We start from the raw sequence: 19,931 nt of genomic DNA, 5'->3' as shown, positions 1-19,931 counted from the left end.
ATTGTTATTTTGTATCGTTCTCATTCATGAGCTTGGGCATGCTTTTGCCGCAGCGTATTATAATTGGCGTATTAAACAAATTCAGCTTTTGCCGTTTGGTGGCGTAGTCGAGATGGAAGAACATGGTAACAAATCATTGAAAGAAGAATTAATTGTCGTTATGGCGGGGCCAATTCAGCATATATGGATGATTGTGGCCGCTTACATTTTGTATCAAGCGGGCTGGGTAACTGATGATTTGTACCATTTCTTTGTATGGAATAATGTCATTATTTTAGGGTTTAATCTATTGCCTATTTGGCCACTTGATGGCGGAAAAGTATTATTTAATGTATTATCATATCGTTTTCCCTATTTACAAGCACATGAAAAGATGATGAAATTGTCATGTGTTTTTTTTAGTGTAATATTAGGATGGCAGTTACTTTGGAATAGTAATAACATTATGATGTGGGTATTACTCGTTTTTCTAGCGATTTCTTTATATCAAGAATGGAAACAAAGACGGTACGCATTTATGCGTTTTTTATTAGAACGTTATTATGGGAATAAAAGAGATATTGAAAAAATAGCACCTATTGAGGTGAACACGGAAGATCATTTATATACGATTTTCACAAAATTTCGCAGAGGATATAAACACTCTATTATCGTCCATGGAAAATATAAAGAGCATTACACATTGGACGAAAATGAATTGTTGTATGCGTATTTTGCTGAAAAACGAACAACCTCATCTGTTGAAGAATTAATTGGTTAGTGTTGACGACGACACTAACCTTTTATATTGTAAGGAAAAGAAGTGAAAAGTGAGGAAATAATTTTGAAGACGTTATATATTAACTACACTGGTTCGGAAAAGCGTGTTGCGATAGAAGAGAAACAAAAAATTGTCGAGCTTTTATGGAAACGGAATGAAGAGCAGGAGATTGTCGGACATATTTATGTTGGGCGTATCGTAAGAACAATTGCTGGAATGAACGCAGCCTTTGTAAATATCGGATTAGAAAAACATGCATATCTTTCGTTTGATGATGTACCATCTTCATATCGCATACATGAAGGGCAGGCGATACTTGTACAAGTTGTGAAAGAGGCAATTGATACGAAGGGGCCAAAATTAACGGCGAAGGTAGAATTTACCGGAAAATATGTTGTTTACATGCCGTATGATGACATGCGCGCTGTTTCTCGGAAAATAAAAAATAATAAAAGAAGACAACAGTTACTGGGAATTGAAGTAGAAGGAACGGGTGGATACATTTTCCGTTCTGCTTCTGAAAAAGGAACGATCGATGAAATACAAGCTGAAATGCAGGGGTTGCAGAAGTTATATGAAGAGTTAAAAAGAAAAGAAKATCAAGGGAAGGCGCCCTTACTACTTCATCAACCAGCGACGTTTTTAGATCGTGTATTTCAGGAGAACCCAATTGAAACAATTGAAAAAATAGTTGTAGATACGAGAAGTATAGTAAAAGAATTAGAAGAAAAAGTAGGGGAAGAAAGAGTATCCTTTTATAATGAAAAATCTTCGATGTTTAACCATTTTGGAATAGATCGTGAAATCGAGAAAGCACTTCAACAAATTGTGTGGCTACCAAATGGTGCCTATCTAATTGTAGAACAAATGGAGACGATGACTGTAATTGATGTGAATACAGGTAAATTTACTGGAAAACAAAATTTACAAGATACCGTATTTCGCACAAATGAAATGGCTGCTGAAGAGATTGCTCGTCAATTAAGACTTCGTGATATTGGCGGGATGATATTAATTGATTTTATTAATATGAAAAGACGGGAAGATAAAGAGAAGGTAAGAGAACGCCTCATAGCTGCTATGCAAGATGATCGCACATATACAAGAGTGCTTGGGTTTACAGAGCTAGGTATTTTAGAGATGACGCGAAAACGTAAGAAACATTCGTTACGTGACGTATTATTAGAAGAATGTGTACCTTGTAAAGCGACGGGGTATGTTATGTCTTATGAAACAATTGCATATGAGCTAGAGAGAGAGTTAATTACATATGGCAATATAGAAGATGAAGCAGTATTAATCGCTGCACCAAAAATTTTGCAAAAACATTTTTCACAAAAAGAATTACAAAAAAATATTCCATTTGAAATTTATTTCAAAGATGATATTATCGAAAAGTACGCTATTATCCGTTTTGGAAGTAAGAAAGAAATTGTAGAACGGAAAAAATAGTTAGCAGAACATTCATTGACAATAGTCAATGAGTCATGGTAATATTTTTATGTTATAGTTTATAGCACCTAAACTGCTATATGCTACAACCGCACAAGACAGGTTCCCTAAAGACATTTTATGTCTACCTCGTTTTTGGCGAGTCTTAGTAATTAAGAGGAGGTGCAAGTATGTACGCAATTATCGAAACAGGTGGAAAACAAATTAAAGTTGAAGCTGGTCAAGCAATCTACATTGAAAAATTAGATGTTGAAGCTGGTGAAACTGTTACTTTTGACAAAGTTCTTTTCGTTGGTGGCGAAAACGTGAAAGTTGGTAGCCCAGTTGTAGAAGGTGCAACAGTTACTGCGAAAGTTGAAAAACAAGGTCGCGCTAAGAAAATCATCGTTTTCAAATACAAAGCGAAAAAGAACAATCGTAAGAAACAAGGTCATCGTCAACCTTACACTAAGCTAGTAGTTGAAGCTATCAACGCTTAATTCTGGTTAAGATGATTAAGATTACGATAAGTCGCACGAAACTAGGAAGTATCCAATCATTTAAAATGACTGGACATGCCAATTATGCGCCACATGGGCAAGATCTTGTCTGTGCTGGAACTACAGCGGTTGTGTTTGGTTCTATAAATGCAGTGGAAGAACTTTGTAATGTGCAGGCAACTATTGAACTCGGAAGTGATGGCGGATTCTTGACGTATGAATTGCCTAATGATTTAGACGCTCATACAGCAGAAAAAGCACAAATACTTTTAGAAGGATTGGTTGTTTCACTTAAGACGATTGAACTTGATTACGGAAAATATATCCGTTTAATAGAAAAAGTGCAGGAGGTGTAACGTATGTTAAGATTAGATCTTCAGTTTTTCGCATCTAAGAAAGGTGTAGGTAGTACAAAGAACGGTCGTGACTCTCAGTCAAAACGTCTTGGTGCTAAACGCGCAGATGGTCAAACGGTTTCAGGTGGTTCAATTCTTTACCGTCAACGCGGTACAAAAATTTATCCAGGTGTTAACGTTGGTCGTGGTGGCGATGACACTTTATACGCGAAAGTTGACGGCGTAGTACGCTTTGAGCGTCTTGGTCGTGACCGCAAACAAGTGAGCGTATATCCTGTTGCTCAAGAAGCATAAGAACTCACGGAAAACTCTAACCTGAGTGCAGGTTAGAGTTTTTCTATATTAAGGGGTATCTAAATGAATGAAAAATGGACAATTATAGATGCATTGCGCCATTCAAGACATGATTGGCTCAATCGTTTGCAGATGGTTAAAGGAAATCTTTCCCTTGGAAAAGTGGAAGAGATTCATAGGCTCATCGATCGTTTTGTCCAAGAAGCGAGACAAGAATCCAATCTGATAGGGCTATCAATGCCTTTATTTTCAGAGTGGATTTTAACATATAATTGGAAACAGCAACCGTGCTTATTGGAGTACGAAGTATTAGGGAAAGTACATAACTTATCTCATCTAGATGAGACTGTATGTACATGGACGAATCAGTTTTTCTCGATGCTTCAGCATAGTTTAGACGTATATGTTGAAAATTATGTTTGTATCACAATTGAATGTGACGCGGAGAATGCTCGTTTCTTTTTTGATTTTCGTGGAAAGCTAACGAATGTAGAAGAACTACAAACGTGGCTTGCGAACCAAAACAATAAATGGTATTCCATTTCTTATACAGTACGAGACGAAGAAGTCTCAGTTATATTACAACTAATCGAAAAAAGTGTGGTGAAATAATGTTTGTAGATCAGGTCAAGATATATGTAAAAGGCGGCGACGGTGGTAACGGAATGGTTGCGTATCGTCGTGAGAAGTATGTACCTAAAGGTGGCCCAGCAGGTGGCGACGGTGGTAAAGGTGCAGATGTTGTTTTTGTTGTTGAGGAAGGCTTACGTACATTAATGGACTTCCGCTACCAACGTCATTTCAAAGCTGATCGCGGTCAGCACGGAATGAGTAAAGGTCAGCACGGTCGTAAATCTGAAGATTTAATCGTAAAGGTTCCACCAGGAACAATAGTGAAAGATGAAAAAACAGGTGAAATTCTTGCCGATTTAGTAACGCATGAACAAACAGCTGTAATCGCAAGAGGTGGCCGTGGTGGCCGTGGTAACTCACGTTTCGCAACAGCGACGAACCCAGCGCCAGAAATCGCTGAGAACGGGGAACCAGGTCAAGAACGTGATGTCACGCTAGAACTTAAAGTGCTAGCAGATGTTGGACTTGTTGGATTCCCAAGTGTAGGTAAATCTACATTATTATCTGTTGTATCATCAGCGCGTCCGAAAATTGCAGAATATCACTTTACAACAATCGTTCCGAATCTTGGTGTTGTTGAAACTGGTGATAACCGCAGCTTCGTTATGGCTGACCTTCCTGGACTAATTGAAGGCGCACACTCCGGCGTTGGACTTGGACACCAATTCTTACGTCATATCGAACGTACACGTGTAATTGTGCACGTTATCGATATGTCTGGTTTAGAAGGACGTGAGCCATATGAAGATTATGTCACAATCAATAATGAACTAAAAGAATACAATATGCGTTTAACTGAGCGTCCACAAGTTGTTGTTGCAAACAAAATGGATATGCCAGATGCAGAAGAAAACTTACAAGCATTTAAAGAGAAATTGGGAGACGAAGTAAAAATTTTCCCAATCTCAGCTGTAACGAAACAAGGTGTTCGTGACTTACTATTTGAAGTAGCGAACTTATTAGAAACAACACCAGAATTCCCAATGTACGATGATGTAGAAGAATCTGAAGCAAGTGTAATGTACAAATTTGAATCTGAATCTAATTTTGAAATTACACGCGAAAGTGATGGCACATTTGTTATTTCTGGTTATGACATTGAGAAAACATTCAAGATGACAGACTTCTCACGTGATGAATCTGTACGCCGATTTGCTCGTCAAATGCGTGGAATGGGTATTGATGAAGCCCTTCGTGCACGTGGTGCAACAGACGGAGATATTGTAAAAATTCTTGAATATCAATTTGAATTTATCGATTAAGACTGCCGAAATATGGCGGTCTTTTTTTTTCGCTATTTGAGTCCAGTAAGGATCCGATTCGTATAGGCGAACCATAAGTCGATATAGGAAAAAATCCCCATTGATTAAAGTTTCAATTTATAATGAAAAAAGGAGTGGTTTTAGAAAAATATTTTATGGGGAGAAAAGGAACATGTATAAAATATTAATTGTAGAAGATGATGAAAAAATTGCAGAGATATTAGAGGAGCATTTAGAAAGGTATGGATATCAATCTTTCAGAGTAAGCGATTTACGTCATATAAAAGATGAGTTTGTAAAAGTAAGTCCTCATCTTGTGTTACTTGATATTAATTTACCATACTTTGATGGCTTCTACTGGTGCCGCCAAATCCGCATTGTATCGAATGCGCCAATTATTTTCGTGTCTGCAAGGACAGGGGAAATGGATCAAGTGATGGCGATTGAGAATGGCGGGGATGATTATATTACAAAGCCGTTCCATTTAGATATCGTAATGGCAAAGGTGAAGAGTGCACTTCGCCGCGGGTATGGTGAATATGCTTTGGCCGCGGAAAGTGATTGTTTAGGTGTTAATGGATTGTTATTATTCCCATCACAGCACACAGTAGAGTGGAAAGGGCAACAAACTGAACTTACAAAAAATGAATTTTATTTATTAGAATGTTTAATGAAACAAGCGAATCAATACGTGACACGTGAAGAGCTGTTAGAGGCCTTATGGGATGAAGTAGCTTTTGTTGATGATAATACATTAACTGTGAATGTAAAGCGTGTAAGGAAGAAACTTGAGGAGTTAGGCATTAAAAATGCAATTGTCACAAAGCGTGGGTACGGTTATGCTCTTCTTACTGAGTGGGGCGAAGGGCATGAAGATTAAAAGCTACCTCATAGACCGTTTTTCCTTAATCCTTTCTTACATTATAAGCCTTTGTTTATTTGGGCTCGTATTGCAGTTGCAAAGCCTTTTAGAAAAGCGTTCGCTGGACTGGAGTACATGGCTATACGGACTGTTATTAGGGACAGTTGTGTTTAGTGTATACCTTATTTACGATTACCGAAAACGAAGTGTGTTTTTAAAGAGAATAGAACAGTATATTGCCGGTGGACATACATTACATGACTCTTTACTTATCGATACTTCTTATACGTCAGAGCAAGAACTGGTTGTTGAAGCGTTTACGCTATTAAGGCAGCAATATATGAATGAAGTTCATAAACAGCATGCAAAAGAGCAACAGCAAATGATTTTCATGAATCAATGGATCCATCAAATGAAAACACCAGTATCCGTTATTGAATTATTGTTACAGAAATATGGTAAGGAACACCGTGAAGCAAGGGGAACGATTGAAAGTATTCGTGAAGAAAATAACCGTATTTTAAATGGGTTAGATTTAGCGTTACATATGGCAAGGTTAGATCAGTTTTCGAAAGATTATAAAGTAGAAGTAGTAAATGTTATAGAGGTCATTCGAGATATTATTAATGAAAATCGAAAGTCATTCATTCAATCTTCTGTATTTCCGAAAATGATGTTTGAAGAAGAGACTTGTATGATTGCGTCTGATAGAAAGTGGCTTAGTATCGCCTTGGGCCAAATTGTTGTGAATGCAATTAAGTATACAAAAATTTCAGAAGCAGAGAAAAAAGAAATTCAATTTCAAATTGAAGAGAAGGATCAAAAGGTATTACTACATATTAGAGATAATGGAATTGGTATTCCAGAGCAAGATGTAAAGCGTATATTTGATCCGTTCTTTACGGGAATAAACGGCCGTAAAACAAGGGAAGCGACAGGGATGGGTTTATATATTACGAAGGAAATCTGCGGTAATTTACATCATGGAGTGTATGTACAATCAACTGAAGGGGAAGGAACAATAGTTACGTTCCAATTTGCAAAAGATGAAGAATATCATACATTAATGAGAAAAATGACAAAATTGTAAGATAACAAATGGTTTTGTAAGGGAAATCACTCGTTTCTTTTTCTTATTTTTCTTATAGTAAATGTAAGAAGAAAACACATAGGGGGATTAGAAATGAGTGTTCTTGAAGTAAAAGGGTTAACAAAGGTGTATCAATCAAAAGGTTCAGTAGCGACGACTGCTTTAAATGATATAAATTTTAAAATTGAAGAAGGCGAATTTGTAGGAATTATGGGGCCTTCAGGAAGCGGAAAAACAACGCTTTTAAATTTATTAGCGACAATTGATAAGCAAACTTCAGGTCATGTGCTTGTAAATGGTGAAGAAATTAATCAAATGCGTGCTGCAAAATTGGCGGAATTTCGCCGTACACATCTAGGATTCATTTTCCAAGATTTCAACTTACTTGATACGTTATCCATTAAAGAAAATATTATTTTGCCGCTTGTAATGGCGAAGAAATCTGTAAAAGAAATTGATGCGAAAGTACTTGAAATTGCGAGGTTTTTAAACATCGAAGAAATTTTAAATAAAAAAGTATACGAAGTATCAGGAGGACAGCAACAACGTGCAGCTGCTGCAAGGGCGATTATTCATGAACCAACATTAATTTTAGCGGATGAGCCAACGGGAAACTTAGATTCTAAGTCAGCGAAATCATTAATGGGAGCACTTCAAGATTTACATGAGCAAAAGAAAGTAACGATTGCAATGGTAACGCATGATCCGGTAGCGGCTAGTTATTGTGAACGTATCCTCTTCATACGTGATGGAGAGATCTTCTCAGAAATACATAAAGGAAGAACGAAACAAGCCTTTTTCCAAGAAATTTTGGACGTACTTGCGATGCTAGGGGGGGAATATCATGAACTTTCGCCAGCTCGCGCTTAACAATGTAAAAGGAAATTGGCGTAATTATAAAGCGTTCCTTATTAGTAGTTGTTTATCGATTGTCGTATTTTTCATGTATGCTTCCTTCATTTATCATCCAGATGTCGTAAGCGGTAATATTAGTATGAAGACGATGATTTCAAAAGGATTAGAATCGATGAATTATATTGTAGTCATCTTCTCAGCACTCTTTATTTTATATGCGAACTCAACGTTTTTACGAGCAAGAAAAAAAGAATTCGGTTTATTAACATTAATAGGTGGAACGAAGTCTCAGCTCGGCCGAATGATTATATTAGAGCAACTGATGTTAGGTAGTATTGCAATTGTAGTAGGTATTGGGATTGGAATGCTTTGTTCAAAACTTTTCTTCCAAGCATTAAGTGTATTGTTGAAAATAGATAAAACACTTCCGCTTGTATGGAATGGAAAAGCAGTTCTTATTACAGCTGGCATATATTTTATCCTCTTTTTAATCCTATCACTGTTTAGTGTTTGGACAGTAGGACGCTTGCAAATTATTGATTTATTAAGAGAGGCAAGAAAACAAAAAGTAGAGCCTTTTGCATTTACATGGTTAGGTGTAGCTGGTATAGGATGTATTATTGCCGCATATGTGCTTAGCTTCCAAGTGACATTTATGAATTTTATAATGCTGTTTTTACCGATTGTAGGGCTGACAATAGGCGGAACGTATTTACTGTTTACGCAAGGTAGTACAGTCGTATTAAAAGCATTGCAAAAAAGAAAACAATCTTTTTATACGTATCCAAATATGTTCGTACTTAGCAATCTTATTTATAAAATGAAAGATAATGCTCGTTTTCTATTTGTAATTTCTATCATTACGGCGGTTGTTTCTTCAGCAGTTGGTACACTGTACGTGTTCTTTGAGGATATGAGTTATAAAACAGTAGCTAGTGCTCCGCATGCTATTTCGTATGAAGAAAAGGGGGTAAATACGCATAACATCATCAGTGAAGGGAAAGCACAAGAACTAATAAAAAAACACGGATTTGAAGAAGCGCGAAAAGTAACGTATGTAAAACTTCCTGCAACTCAAAAGGTAACGATGTTTAACGGTGAACATGAGATGCCGTTAGGGATTATCTCTGAAAAGGAATATAATAAAGAAGCGCGTAAACAGAACGTGCCAGAAGTGCAAAATAAGCCGGGGAGTGCAACGATGGTTGTAGTTGATATGATGAATGATATTGTCAAGCCGGATCTTACGAAGCCATTTGAATTTAAATTGAACGGACAAAAACAGTCTATTAAGCTAAATGATCCAGTATCAAAGTCTGTTTTTAATGATGGTGGCTATTTGATTGTGAATGATGAGGATTTTGTGAAATATTCACAGCTCGTAGCAGATGAAGAAAAGACGAAATATTATGGATATTATATTGAAGATTGGAAAGGAACAGAAAATCTTGTACTAGACTTAAAGAAAGAAATTGCACAAGAACAACAACAGAATTTCCACAATTCTATCCTTACGTATAAAGCGATAAAGGAGCAAGGAGCAATTACAATGTTCATCGGCTTCTTCGTAGCAGTACTGTTCTTCTTCTTCGCTTGTAGCATGACATACTTTAAATGGTTTAATGATAAAGAACAAGATCGTATTCAATTTAAGTCATTAAAAAGAATTGGTATGACAGATAAAGAAATTCGTAAAATTGCAATTCGACAAATGGGTGTTATCTTCTTTATCCCAATTTTAATCGGTACAATTCATAGTGGATTTGCCCTTCATACGTTAGGGGAAATGCTTTATATCGATTTATGGAAATCAGGTGCGATTGTAATTGGAGCATATATTTTAGCTTCTGCCATTTACTTTATGATCGCGCAAAGAGGATATTTAAAACACGTAAAAAGCTAGGGAAACCTCTAGCTTTTTACGTGTGTAGTAAGTTACAGGAGGACGGTAGATGAACATTAGGCAACTAGCGCTGCAAAATATAAAGGGGAATTGGCGTAATTATAAAGTGTTTTTCTTAAGTAGTTGTTTTGCAATATTTGCTTCTTATGCATATATGTCTGTAATTGTACATCCGTATATGCAAGAGACAATGTGGTATCAAAATGTACGCTGGGGACTTATCGTATGTAATGTTATAATTATTTCTTTTTTCGTTATATTTATTTTGTATTCTACTTCTATTTTCATAGAGGCACGCAAGAAAGAATTAGGACTATATATGTTAATGGGGGCGACGAAGTCTAACGTAATAGGAGTGATTATGGCCGAGCAAATATTGATCGGGATTTTCGCTAATATTTTCGGTATCGGGCTTGGCATGATCTTTTTAAAACTCTTTTTTATGGTGTTTAGCATGTTACTTCGCCTTCCAAAAGAACTTCCTGTTATATTTGACATGAGAGCGATTGGTGTAACGTTTGTTACATATATGGTCGTATTTATTTTCTTATCTTTTATAAGTGCTTTACGTATATGGAATATAAAAATCATTCGGTTATTAAAAGAATTTCGAACAGATAAACGGGAGAGGAAAACATCAAAGTGGCTTTGTTTATTCGGTTTTGCTTGTTTAGTGGGCGGATATGCGTTAGCACTACAAGTGACGATGACAACGATAGCATTATACTTTTTTCCGGTTGTTATACTCATTTCTTTTGGGACGTATTTCTCATTTACACATGGCGCTACACAAATATTAGAAGTGATAAAAAGAAATAAAAGGATTATGTATACATATCCGTATTTATTTATAGTGAATCAATTGTCACATCGAATGAAGGAAAATAGTCGCTTTTTCTTTCTGTTGTCTATGGCAACAACGTTTGTCGTTACGGCGACAGGTACGGTGTTCTTATATTTTTCTAGCATGCAAGATATGTGGCGTGGCGGAGGAGTACACTCATTTTCATACATAGAAAAAGGCACTTCTGCTCATGAAGTTTTCGAGAAAGACAAGGTTGAAAACTTATTACATCAATATGGATATGATGATTTTCAATCTATGAGTTTTGTTGGAGTGTATGCATCCTTTCAGTCCAATAAGGGAGAAACAACAATAGCACCGCTTATAAGGGAAAGTGAATACAATCAAGAGGCAAGAAAACAAAAACAGAAAATGTATCATCCTAAAAAAGGAACAGTTACACTTGTTTATTATAATAAACGTAATTATCCAAATCTATATAATCAAAAAGAGATTCAATTGCAAGTTATGAATCAAACATATCAATTTGTATATAACGGTCAGAAAGAAGGGGTGGAATTTAATTATCACCCCGCGCACATTAATGGTCTGTTCTTCGTCATGAATGATGAAGATTTTGACAGTATAGCAAATACAATTCCGGATTCTGAAAAAATGATATATAGAGGCTACACATTACCAAATATTGAAAGTGCGAAGGGGTTAAATGAAGATTTACGGAAACATATGAAACATGATACAAATGATGCGTTTCGAAGTAATATGGAATTATATGTGAATATGAAAGAAGGTGGTGATATTACTCTATTTATAGGCTCATTCATTAGCATATTATTCTTCCTTACGTCATGTAGCATCGTATATTTTAAATGGTTTCATAATATTGCATCCGATCGAAAGCAGTACGGGGCGCTCTCTAAACTTGGAATGACGAAGGAAGAAGTGTGGAAGATTTCTCGTTGGCAATTGTGTATGCTATTTTTTGCGCCAATTATAGTAGGGAGTATGCATAGTGCAGTTGCGTTATATACGTTTCATAATACTCTTTTTATGGACGGATCATTAAGAAAAGTGGGCTTGTTTATTCTGTTTTACATTGCTGCATGTATCATCTATTTCTTCTTCGCTCAAAGAGAATACAAGAAACATTTAGACTAGCGAATGCTAGTCTTTTTTTAATATTCGAAATTCTCATAGAAGAATATAAAAAAGTATGGTATAACAGTAAGAAAACGAAAAAGAGGGAAAAGACGATGATTCGAGTAGGATATTTAGGACCAGAAGCGACATTTACAAATATGGCGGTGAGTCGTTTTTTTMCGGAAGCAGAGCATGTACCGTATCGAACGATTCCGGATTGTATTGATGCAGCTGCAAATGAAAATGTAGATTATGCGGTCGTACCGTTAGAGAACGCCATAGAAGGTTCAGTTAATATAACGGTTGATTATCTCGTACATGAGCAGCCACTTTCCATTGTAGGAGAAATTACAGTGCCAATTCAGCAACATTTACTCGTACACCCGCAGTACGAAGAAGTGTGGAAAGAAGTATACGCTGTACATTCTCATCCGCATGCCATTGCACAGTGCCATAAATTTTTAAATGAGGAATTAAAAGGCGTAACTGTTCGAGATATGACATCAACAAGCGCTGCTGCGCAATATGTGAAAGAACATTCTGAAGAAAAAGTTGCCGCCATTGCAAATGAAGCAGCGGCAGAAAAATACGGATTAACAATTGTAAGGCGTGACATTCATACGCATAAAAACAACCATACGCGTTTCCTTGTTCTGCATAAGAAAAAGAAAGCAGTACTCCCAAACAACGGAGAAAATCGCGGTGAGAAAACGACGCTTATGATAACGTTACCTGCGGATTATGCAGGAGCGCTGTATCAAGTGTTATCAGCTTTCGCATGGAGAAAATTAAACTTATCAAAAATCGAATCTCKCCCGATGAAAACAGGTCTTGGAAATTACTTTTTCTTAATCGAMGTAGATAAAGCATATGATGACGTATTATTGCCAGGCGTAATGATGGAACTTGAAGCACTTGGCTTTTCTGTTACTGTTTTGGGGAGTTATTCTTCTTATTGGTTGTAAGAAGTGAGGGGGCTGTTAAACTTGCTTGAAACGAAACGTTGTTTATTAGACACAGTTCATAAATTAGATTACGAAAATATAAAAGAGCTATATTTAAATGAGGAAGTGAGAAAATATCTTGGTGGACCGCGTGAAGAAGAGTCGATTAGAGGTGTTTTGAATGATATGTTGCATCCTGAAGAAAACTGTTGGTATTGGATTGTTAAGGAGAARAAAACAAAAGCGTTTTTGGGAGTAGTATCGATCGATCCAAATGATGTTAATCAGGATATTGAAGTATCCTATCAATTTTTGCCGATGTTTTGGGGAGCTGGCTATGCAACGGAAGTAGTTCAAGAAGTACTTCGTTATGCTTTTCGTGAATTACATTTATCAAAAGTAATTGCAGTAACACAAATGGCTAATACACCTTCACGTAAACTTTTAGAACGGTTACGTATGAAGTTAATTCAAACGTATTATCGGTTTGGGGCAGAGCAAGCTGTCTATTCTATTGAAGCAAGAGATGCAATATTGATAGATTAATAAAATCCCACCTGCAAAAGGTGGGATTTGTTATTTTAACTTCGAAAGACGATCTTCTAATTGACCACGCCAAACATCAGCTAGTTCTGGGATAGCAAGAATCTTCTCAATGCCATCTTTATCTTTTCTATTATGAAAATAAATTTCGTTAGAGAACAAAACAGATACATTGTTTGATGGACGCTCTAGTAATGTAATTTTAGAATCTTTACGTACAGTACCTTCTTGAAGAACGCGGCATAAATAACCAGTATATCCAGTTGCTACAATGCGTGGCAAAATGCCAGGAATGCCAAGACGTTTTGAAATTGTACTACAAGGTACGCGAGCTTGTGTTACTTGAATGATTGCTTCGCCTAGTTGATATGTATCTCCGATGCATACGTCACGCTCTAGCATATTTGTTACTGTAATGTTTTCACCAAATGTGGAAGCTGGAAGTGTTGTTTGAAATTCTTCTTCCCATAGTGCGTAATGTTCGTATGAATACACACAAACAGCGCGGTCAGGTCCACCGTGATGTTTTAAATCAGCTACATCATCACCAAGGAATCCATCTTTTGAGAGGAAAGCTTCTTCTGTAGGCTCTTTACATATACCAGTGATCATTTCTTTATCTTCGTTATATTTCATTTGTTTTGGTTTACCGGTGCTAAAGTGAACGAGTTCAATTCCCATATTTAATACTCCTTTACAATTGTTTACAATATTATATCATCTACAAAATAAAAGCACAGAGAATGATGAAAACCTCTGTGCTTTACATTAATAAACGAGAAATCCAGCTTTATCTAGTGCCTCACAAGCTGCATTTAATTTCTCCTTAGAATCTGCTTCAATTGTATGTAAGTGAATACCGTCTGTTAGTTGCGAAAGATAGGAAGCGTTTGTGTTTTCGATTTTTTGTAAATATTGCTCTACATCAAAGCGATTACTTACCATAATTGATGCTGTTAAGTCGCCGTATACAGGATGCTCAACTTTTACGTCTTTAATCGTAACGCCGTGGTCAACTAACATAGTAAGTTCTTGACGTACTTCTGCCGGTTTATGTTGGCATACGATTACGCGTTCAAAAGCTTGTTGTCTTGTTTGTGGTTTTAAATATAAATACCCTTGTGCAGTCGCAATAATTGGTTCATTTCGTGCTTTTAGTAAGGAAATGTCTTGCACGATAACCTGCCTACTTACGTTTGTCTTTTTAGATAGCTCATTCCCCGATAACGGTTCATTTGCAGCAAGAAGCCACTCGAGGATGAGTTGTCGTCTTTCTTCGCCTAAAATCTTTTTTTGATCATTTTGTTTCATAATGATTTAACACCTCTATAAAATTGATTTCCAATTGTGTGTAGTGCATGAATAGTTGTATCAATTTGTTCTTTCGTTGTGTGATGTCCGAAAGAAAAGCGGACATATTGTTTTGCCTCTTCATACGTTTTTCCAATTGCGAGCATTGTTTTTGAAGGTTCTTGTTTACCGACTTGGCAAGCACTTCCAGTTGAAATGGCAATACCATGCCGGTTACATTCTAACATTGTATACTGACCTTCTATTCCTTTTATTGTAACCCCAATAATATGTGGTAAACAAGCTGTAGAATGTCCTTTCACTTCAATTTCTAGAGGAAGTGTTTGCAATTGCTCTAAAAAATAAGATCGTAATTGTTTAAAACGAAAGCTCTCTTCCTTTTGATTCTTTAATATATGCTCTGCGGCTGTTAAAAAAGAAGCGACTCCAGGAACGTTCACTGTACCAGGGCGAAAGCCTTTTTCATGAGAAGTTCCAGGGAATATTTGTTCCCAGCGAACTTGCGGATTTATATAGCAAGCTCCAACTCCTTTTGGTCCGTATATTTTATGGGCTGAAACAGAGAGACTATCAATCTCCATCGCTGTAACGTCTATTGGAAGTTTACCAAACGTTTGAACACAATCCGAATGAAATAAAACATTAAATTTTTTTAAAAGTGCTCCGATCTCTGCAATGTTTTGAATGGTCCCGATTTCAGAGTTTCCGTGCTGTATACTTGCTAGAGCAGTATCTTCTGTAATAGCTGCTTCTAAATCTACTAAATGAATTATCCCACTTTTATCAACAGGAATCTCAGTAATAGTATAACCTTGCGATTGTAAGGATTGAAAATAACTTCGAATCGATGCGTGTTCCATAGGTGTCGTAATAATGTGCTTTCCATTTCTAGCATTTAGAAGGGATTGAATCGCAAGGTAGTTAGATTCTGAACCGCCGCTTGTAAAGAATACACCTTGTTCCTTACCCCCAATCATTTCTGCAAATGTTTCTCTACAAACTTGTAATAAAGATGATGCACTTCCGCCGATATCGTGTAAACTTTGTTCATTTCCGAAATATGTTTTTGCCGCTGCTATATATGTTTCTAAAGCTTCTTCGCTCATAGGTGTTGTCGCTGCATAATCTAGATATATCATCATGTAATTTCCTCTCTTCAGTAAGAGTGACATTTGTTTTCGTTTTTAGAATGGTAGTGAAAATAAGAATTGTAAAAAAACTCTTGTCATTATTTTAAAACTATGTAAATATAGGTGTCAAGACAGTTGAAAAGTGTAAAGTAGGAGGCAACAATTATGCCAAGTGCAGATGTCTTGATTATTGGAAGCGGCGTTGCAGCGCTTCGTGTTGCGAAAGAGCTTTGTCACGAAAAGAATGTGATAATTATCACAAAAAAAACAGGACGTAATAACAATACACATTTAGCTCAAGGAGGAATTGCAGCAGCTGTTGCTACATATGACGATCCGAGTGGGCATTTTGAAGATACATTAGTGGCAGGTTGCCATTATAACAACGAAGAAGCAGTTCGTTATTTAGTTGAAGAGGGGCCGAAAGAAATAAGTAAGCTTATTACAAATGGAATGAAATTTGATGGGGATGAAAAAGGGCTCCACCTTGGTAAAGAAGGAGCGCATCGAAAACGGCGTATTTTACATGCGGGAGGAGATGCAACTGGTAAAAATCTATTAGAGCATTTAATACAAGAAGTAGTTCCGAATGTTACTGTCGTTGAGCATGAAATGGTGCTCGATTTTATTATAGAAAATAATAAATGCATAGGAGCTTTAACGCGAAATAGTGAAGGGAAGCTGAAGCGTTATTATGCTGATAATACGGTGTTAGCATCAGGAGGAATTGGTGGCTTGTACGCCTTTACATCGAATGATGAGACAATTACAGGCGATGGACTTGCGATGATATATCGAGCTGGGGGAGAACTTGTTGATTTAGAATTTGTACAATTTCATCCGACGATGTTATACGTGGACGGGCGATGTTGTGGTCTCGTTTCTGAAGCAGTCCGTGGTGAAGGAGCTGTCCTTATAAATGGAAAAGGACAGCGTTTTATGATGGATATACATCCCGGGAAAGATCTCGCACCGCGTGATGTAGTGGCAAGGGCTATTCATGAACAACTCCTTGCGGGTGAAACAGTGTACTTAAACATCGAAGCCATTCAAAACTTTGAACAACGTTTTCCAACCGTCTCATCATTATGTAAAAAGAATGGCGTTGATTTAAAAGGGAACCTTATTCCGGTCGTACCGGGTGCTCATTTTCATATGGGCGGCGTGAAGACGAATTGTGACGGAGAGACGTCCATTTCAAACTTATATGCGGTCGGTGAAGTGGCTTGTAATGGAGTTCATGGTGCGAATAGATTGGCGAGTAATTCATTATTAGAAGGTCTTGTGTTTGGAAGACGAATAGGAAAACACATTTTAGCTAAACCAGCAGAGGAAAGAAAAAATGTGCCGGAAGAGAGAGGGAAAAGTTTTATAGCTCTTAATGATTTACCGCTGAAAGAAGAAATACAAGAATACATGATGAAGCATGTTGGGATTGTGCGAACTGAGAAAAATTTATCATATGTTAAGAGATGGTTTAGTAGGTACGGTGTGCTAAATATGATCTTACAATATGATGCACTTACAAATGAAGAGATAACGCTTATTAATATGTTAACAGTTTGTGAGCTTATAACAGTATCAGCTTTGCAAAGAGAAGACAGTATTGGTGGTCATTATCGCATTGATTATCCAGAAAGAAATAGCGTAAAAAAAGAGATTATCCGAGTGAGAAGAAAACTACAACTTGTTTAATAAGGGGAAGAGGGGTTTTATGAATACGTTAAAAGTTAAGGAAGCATTAAATCGATTTTTTCTAGAAGATATAGGAGAAAGAGATGTAACATCTCAGCTTATCTTTCCCGATAATGCACTTGCGAAAGGAACGTTTCTTGTAAAGGATACAGGGGTATTTGCAGGGCGCTTAGTAATTGAAGAAGGATTTAAATTAATTGATCAGAGAATTGAAGTTGAACTTCATAAAAAAGATGGGGATCTTGTAGAAAAAGGCGAAATAATTGCAACCGTGCAAGGCCCAATCGCATCATTATTAACGGCAGAGCGCGTTATATTAAACGTTATTCAGCGTATGAGCGGGATAGCGACGATGACACGTAAGGCGGTTTTTGCTTTAGATAGCAGTCATACACGCATTTGTGATACGAGAAAAACGATGCCAGGACTACGTATGTTTGATAAATATGCGGTAGTATGCGGKGGCGGATTTAACCACAGATTCGGTTTATATGATGGTGTCATGATTAAAGATAATCATATCGCTTTTGCTGGCTCGATTACAAAAGCTGTTACATCGGTGAAAGAAAGATTGGGACATATGGTGAAAGTAGAAGTCGAAACAGAGACAGAGGCGCAAGTAAGAGAAGCGGTAGAGGCCGGCGCAGATGTTATTATGTTCGATAATCGTACGCCAGAAGAGATTCGTGAGTTTTCAAAAATTGTACCAAGTGCCATCGTTACGGAGGCTTCAGGTGGTATTACAATTGAAGATTTATCAAAATACGGAAAAACAGGGGTAGATTATATTTCACTTGGAGCGTTAACACATTCAGTGAAAGCACTTGATATTAGTTTTAATATTGAGGCCTAGTGAGAGTGGTTTAGAGGGGGAGAATCATAAATGGGTATTTTAGAGAAAGTTCAGCCAATCGAAGTCATGTTACCAGAGCGTTATCAAACGATGTCTACATTAGAGATGGAAGAGCGTGTCCGTGAAATTAAAGGAAAAATGGGGGCATTACTATTTATTCCAGGACATCATTATCAAAAAGATGAAGTGGTGCAATTTTCAGATGCAGCAGGGGACTCACTTCAACTCGCGCAAGTTGCAGCGAATAATAAAGAGGCAAAATATATTGTGTTTTGTGGTGTGCACTTTATGGCAGAAACGGCAGATATGTTAACGACAGATGATCAAATTGTCATCTTACCAGATATGCGTGCCGGCTGTTCTATGGCAGATATGGCAGATATTGAACAAACAGAAAGAGCGTGGAAAGAGCTCACGAAATTATTTGGGGATACGATGATTCCATTAACGTATGTAAATTCAACAGCTGCGATCAAAGCGTTTTGCGGTCGTAATGGAGGGGCAACAGTAACCTCTTCTAATGCAAAACAAATGGTGTCTTGGGCGTTTACACAAAAAGAGCGTCTCGTCTTTTTACCAGACCAACATTTAGGAAGAAATACAGCGTATGATTTAGGTATTCCGTTAGAAAAAATGGCAGTGTGGAACCCGCATACAGATTCATTAGAGTATGATGGAGATATAGAAGAAATTCAAGTGATTTTATGGAAAGGTCATTGTTCTGTTCATCAAAATTTCACTGTGAAAAATATTGAAAATGTGCGAAAAAATCATCCGGATATGAATATTATTGTTCACCCTGAATGTTGTTATGAAGTTGTTGCCGCTTCTGATTATGCAGGATCAACGAAATATATCATTGATATGATAGAGGCTGCTCCAGCGGGAAGTAAGTGGGCGATTGGTACAGAGATGAATTTAGTGAACCGAATTATTCAGCAACACCCTGATAAAGAAATTATTTCGCTAAATCCGTTTATGTGTCCTTGTTTAACAATGAACCGAATTGACTTACCTCACCTATTATGGGCACTTGAGAACATAGAAAGAGGAGAACAGATTAACGTTATTCGTGTGGAGAAACAAGTAACAGAAGAGGCAGTTCTTGCATTAAATCGTATGTTAGAGCGTGTTTAAAGCAGCGGAATTTTCGTTGCTTTTTTTCGTACATATAATCATAACAAGAACGAAAGAGGCATACATTGTGTTGAGGAAATCATTGCGATTTTTCTATGCTTATTCCACTTCGAATCATATTGAAAATAGAAGAAGTGATAAAAGTAAAAGAAGTTAATGTTGTTTAGAAAGTGTTACTTCAAAGTGTTTTTTACTTATAGATAAGTTATACAGGAGGGGGAAAATTTGAAAATTCATATCGTGCAAAAAGGGGAGACCCTTTGGAAAATTGCAAAAAAGTACGGAGTGGATTTTGAGACGCTAAAAAAAACAAATACACAGCTTAGCAATCCAGACCTAATTATGCCAGGGATGAAAATTAAAGTGCCATCGAATAGCGTTCATGTGAAGCAACAGACTGGATCGGGTTCAGCGCCCCCGAAACAAT

Annotated in this window: 21 protein-coding genes and 1 other annotated feature; of the genes, 18 read left to right on the top strand and 3 right to left on the bottom strand. The window is 36.9% G+C overall.

The window, feature by feature from the left end; translation table 11 throughout:
- Position 1: 1 nt before the first annotated feature.
- From AC1DTM_RS08870 to AC1DTM_RS08805, 14 genes are all read left to right on the top strand, one after another.
- Positions 2 to 760 carry a M50 family metallopeptidase gene (locus tag AC1DTM_RS08870; protein WP_477000171.1) on the top strand — a complete coding sequence of 253 codons (759 nt, stop codon included), beginning with the start codon at positions 2 to 4 and terminating at the stop codon, positions 758 to 760.
- A gap of 63 nt (positions 761 to 823) precedes the next feature.
- Complete coding sequence (locus tag AC1DTM_RS08865) at positions 824 to 2,212, top strand: Rne/Rng family ribonuclease (RefSeq protein WP_477000170.1); 1,389 nt, start codon at positions 824 to 826, stop codon at positions 2,210 to 2,212.
- A gap of 77 nt (positions 2,213 to 2,289) precedes the next feature.
- Positions 2,290 to 2,368: a sequence feature (ribosomal protein L21 leader region), on the top strand.
- Between the two features lie 14 nt (positions 2,369 to 2,382).
- Positions 2,383 to 2,691 (top strand): 50S ribosomal protein L21, encoded by a 309-nt coding sequence (gene rplU, locus AC1DTM_RS08860; RefSeq protein ID WP_000270907.1) that lies wholly within the window; start codon positions 2,383 to 2,385, stop codon positions 2,689 to 2,691.
- Positions 2,692 to 2,702: 11 nt separating this feature from the next.
- The gene (locus tag AC1DTM_RS08855) at positions 2,703 to 3,047 is read left to right on the top strand and encodes a ribosomal-processing cysteine protease Prp (RefSeq protein WP_002160364.1); all 345 of its coding nucleotides are present in this window, start codon (positions 2,703 to 2,705) and stop codon (positions 3,045 to 3,047) included.
- A 3-nt stretch (positions 3,048 to 3,050) separates the two neighbouring features.
- Positions 3,051 to 3,341, top strand: a complete 291-nt coding sequence (gene rpmA / locus AC1DTM_RS08850; protein WP_000944957.1) for a 50S ribosomal protein L27 — start codon at positions 3,051 to 3,053, stop codon at positions 3,339 to 3,341.
- A 63-nt stretch (positions 3,342 to 3,404) separates the two neighbouring features.
- Positions 3,405 to 3,953: a sporulation initiation phosphotransferase B gene (locus AC1DTM_RS08845; protein ID WP_016106235.1), complete on the top strand. Its 549-nt coding sequence runs from the start codon at positions 3,405 to 3,407 to the stop codon at positions 3,951 to 3,953.
- Entirely contained in the window at positions 3,953 to 5,236 is a 1,284-nt protein-coding gene (gene obgE, locus AC1DTM_RS08840; RefSeq protein WP_002015378.1) for a GTPase ObgE, read from the top strand. The genes AC1DTM_RS08845 and obgE overlap by 1 nt, the downstream gene beginning before the upstream one ends.
- A gap of 172 nt (positions 5,237 to 5,408) precedes the next feature.
- Complete coding sequence (locus AC1DTM_RS08835; protein WP_016106234.1) at positions 5,409 to 6,116, top strand: response regulator transcription factor; 708 nt, start codon at positions 5,409 to 5,411, stop codon at positions 6,114 to 6,116.
- Positions 6,106 to 7,188: a HAMP domain-containing histidine kinase gene (locus tag AC1DTM_RS08830; protein WP_033714877.1), complete on the top strand. Its 1,083-nt coding sequence runs from the start codon at positions 6,106 to 6,108 to the stop codon at positions 7,186 to 7,188. The genes AC1DTM_RS08835 and AC1DTM_RS08830 overlap by 11 nt, the downstream gene beginning before the upstream one ends.
- A gap of 93 nt (positions 7,189 to 7,281) precedes the next feature.
- Positions 7,282 to 8,058, top strand: a complete 777-nt coding sequence (locus AC1DTM_RS08825) for an ABC transporter ATP-binding protein (RefSeq protein ID WP_002015381.1) — start codon at positions 7,282 to 7,284, stop codon at positions 8,056 to 8,058.
- Positions 8,033 to 9,946: an ABC transporter permease gene (locus tag AC1DTM_RS08820; protein ID WP_016106232.1), complete on the top strand. Its 1,914-nt coding sequence runs from the start codon at positions 8,033 to 8,035 to the stop codon at positions 9,944 to 9,946. The genes AC1DTM_RS08825 and AC1DTM_RS08820 overlap by 26 nt, the downstream gene beginning before the upstream one ends.
- A gap of 49 nt (positions 9,947 to 9,995) precedes the next feature.
- Positions 9,996 to 11,909: an ABC transporter permease gene (locus tag AC1DTM_RS08815; protein WP_016106231.1), complete on the top strand. Its 1,914-nt coding sequence runs from the start codon at positions 9,996 to 9,998 to the stop codon at positions 11,907 to 11,909.
- Between the two features lie 95 nt (positions 11,910 to 12,004).
- Positions 12,005 to 12,856: a prephenate dehydratase gene (pheA, locus tag AC1DTM_RS08810; RefSeq protein ID WP_477000169.1), complete on the top strand. Its 852-nt coding sequence runs from the start codon at positions 12,005 to 12,007 to the stop codon at positions 12,854 to 12,856.
- A gap of 21 nt (positions 12,857 to 12,877) precedes the next feature.
- Positions 12,878 to 13,381 (top strand): GNAT family N-acetyltransferase, encoded by a 504-nt coding sequence (locus tag AC1DTM_RS08805; protein WP_016106230.1) that lies wholly within the window; start codon positions 12,878 to 12,880, stop codon positions 13,379 to 13,381.
- Positions 13,382 to 13,411: 30 nt separating this feature from the next.
- Here the strand turns inward: AC1DTM_RS08805 and AC1DTM_RS08800 are convergent, their stop codons facing one another.
- The 3 genes from AC1DTM_RS08800 to AC1DTM_RS08790 form a co-directional block, all read right to left on the bottom strand.
- A complete protein-coding gene (locus AC1DTM_RS08800) occupies positions 13,412 to 14,059 on the bottom strand; it encodes an MOSC domain-containing protein (RefSeq protein WP_016106229.1) in 648 nt (215 codons plus the stop codon).
- 87 nt (positions 14,060 to 14,146) lie between these two features.
- Positions 14,147 to 14,689: a transcription repressor NadR gene (locus AC1DTM_RS08795; RefSeq protein ID WP_016106228.1), complete on the bottom strand. Its 543-nt coding sequence runs from the start codon at positions 14,687 to 14,689 to the stop codon at positions 14,147 to 14,149.
- On the bottom strand, positions 14,686 to 15,831 hold the full coding sequence (locus AC1DTM_RS08790) for an IscS subfamily cysteine desulfurase (RefSeq protein WP_002160372.1): 1,146 nt from the start codon (positions 15,829 to 15,831) through the stop codon (positions 14,686 to 14,688). The genes AC1DTM_RS08795 and AC1DTM_RS08790 overlap by 4 nt, the downstream gene beginning before the upstream one ends.
- A gap of 153 nt (positions 15,832 to 15,984) precedes the next feature.
- Here AC1DTM_RS08790 and nadB point away from each other — a divergent pair, with 153 nt between their 5' ends.
- The 4 genes from nadB to safA form a co-directional block, all read left to right on the top strand.
- Positions 15,985 to 17,514, top strand: coding sequence for an L-aspartate oxidase (nadB, locus tag AC1DTM_RS08785; protein ID WP_002112025.1), 1,530 nt, complete (start codon positions 15,985 to 15,987; stop codon positions 17,512 to 17,514).
- A 19-nt stretch (positions 17,515 to 17,533) separates the two neighbouring features.
- Positions 17,534 to 18,367, top strand: coding sequence for a carboxylating nicotinate-nucleotide diphosphorylase (gene nadC, locus AC1DTM_RS08780; RefSeq protein WP_002112024.1), 834 nt, complete (start codon positions 17,534 to 17,536; stop codon positions 18,365 to 18,367).
- A 30-nt stretch (positions 18,368 to 18,397) separates the two neighbouring features.
- Positions 18,398 to 19,504 carry a quinolinate synthase NadA gene (gene nadA / locus AC1DTM_RS08775; RefSeq protein ID WP_016106227.1) on the top strand — a complete coding sequence of 369 codons (1,107 nt, stop codon included), beginning with the start codon at positions 18,398 to 18,400 and terminating at the stop codon, positions 19,502 to 19,504.
- Positions 19,505 to 19,729: 225 nt separating this feature from the next.
- On the top strand, positions 19,730 to 19,931 hold a 202-nt coding region (safA, locus tag AC1DTM_RS08770; protein ID WP_477000168.1), incomplete at its 3' end, for a SafA/ExsA family spore coat assembly protein.

This window comes from Bacillus sp. P4_D3, assembly GCF_056401855.1.
This window is presented reverse-complemented; position numbering and strand designations above follow the sequence as displayed.

Excerpts from the sequence above, each read along its gene's own strand:
- nadA (WP_016106227.1), top strand. The coding sequence starts at position 18,398 with ATGGGTATTTTAGAGAAAGTTCAGCCAATCGAAGTCATGTTACCAGAG.
- nadB (WP_002112025.1), top strand. The coding sequence starts at position 15,985 with ATGCCAAGTGCAGATGTCTTGATTATTGGAAGCGGCGTTGCAGCGCTT.
- AC1DTM_RS08845 (WP_016106235.1), top strand. The coding sequence starts at position 3,405 with ATGAATGAAAAATGGACAATTATAGATGCATTGCGCCATTCAAGACAT.
- rpmA (WP_000944957.1), top strand. The coding sequence starts at position 3,051 with ATGTTAAGATTAGATCTTCAGTTTTTCGCATCTAAGAAAGGTGTAGGT.
- AC1DTM_RS08830 (WP_033714877.1), top strand. The coding sequence starts at position 6,106 with ATGAAGATTAAAAGCTACCTCATAGACCGTTTTTCCTTAATCCTTTCT.
- AC1DTM_RS08800 (WP_016106229.1), bottom strand. The coding sequence starts at position 14,059 with ATGGGAATTGAACTCGTTCACTTTAGCACCGGTAAACCAAAACAAATG.
- AC1DTM_RS08835 (WP_016106234.1), top strand. The coding sequence starts at position 5,409 with ATGTATAAAATATTAATTGTAGAAGATGATGAAAAAATTGCAGAGATA.
- rplU (WP_000270907.1), top strand. The coding sequence starts at position 2,383 with ATGTACGCAATTATCGAAACAGGTGGAAAACAAATTAAAGTTGAAGCT.
- obgE (WP_002015378.1), top strand. The coding sequence starts at position 3,953 with ATGTTTGTAGATCAGGTCAAGATATATGTAAAAGGCGGCGACGGTGGT.
- AC1DTM_RS08815 (WP_016106231.1), top strand. The coding sequence starts at position 9,996 with ATGAACATTAGGCAACTAGCGCTGCAAAATATAAAGGGGAATTGGCGT.
- AC1DTM_RS08855 (WP_002160364.1), top strand. The coding sequence starts at position 2,703 with ATGATTAAGATTACGATAAGTCGCACGAAACTAGGAAGTATCCAATCA.
- AC1DTM_RS08795 (WP_016106228.1), bottom strand. The coding sequence starts at position 14,689 with ATGAAACAAAATGATCAAAAAAAGATTTTAGGCGAAGAAAGACGACAA.
- AC1DTM_RS08825 (WP_002015381.1), top strand. The coding sequence starts at position 7,282 with ATGAGTGTTCTTGAAGTAAAAGGGTTAACAAAGGTGTATCAATCAAAA.
- AC1DTM_RS08820 (WP_016106232.1), top strand. The coding sequence starts at position 8,033 with ATGAACTTTCGCCAGCTCGCGCTTAACAATGTAAAAGGAAATTGGCGT.
- AC1DTM_RS08790 (WP_002160372.1), bottom strand. The coding sequence starts at position 15,831 with ATGATGATATATCTAGATTATGCAGCGACAACACCTATGAGCGAAGAA.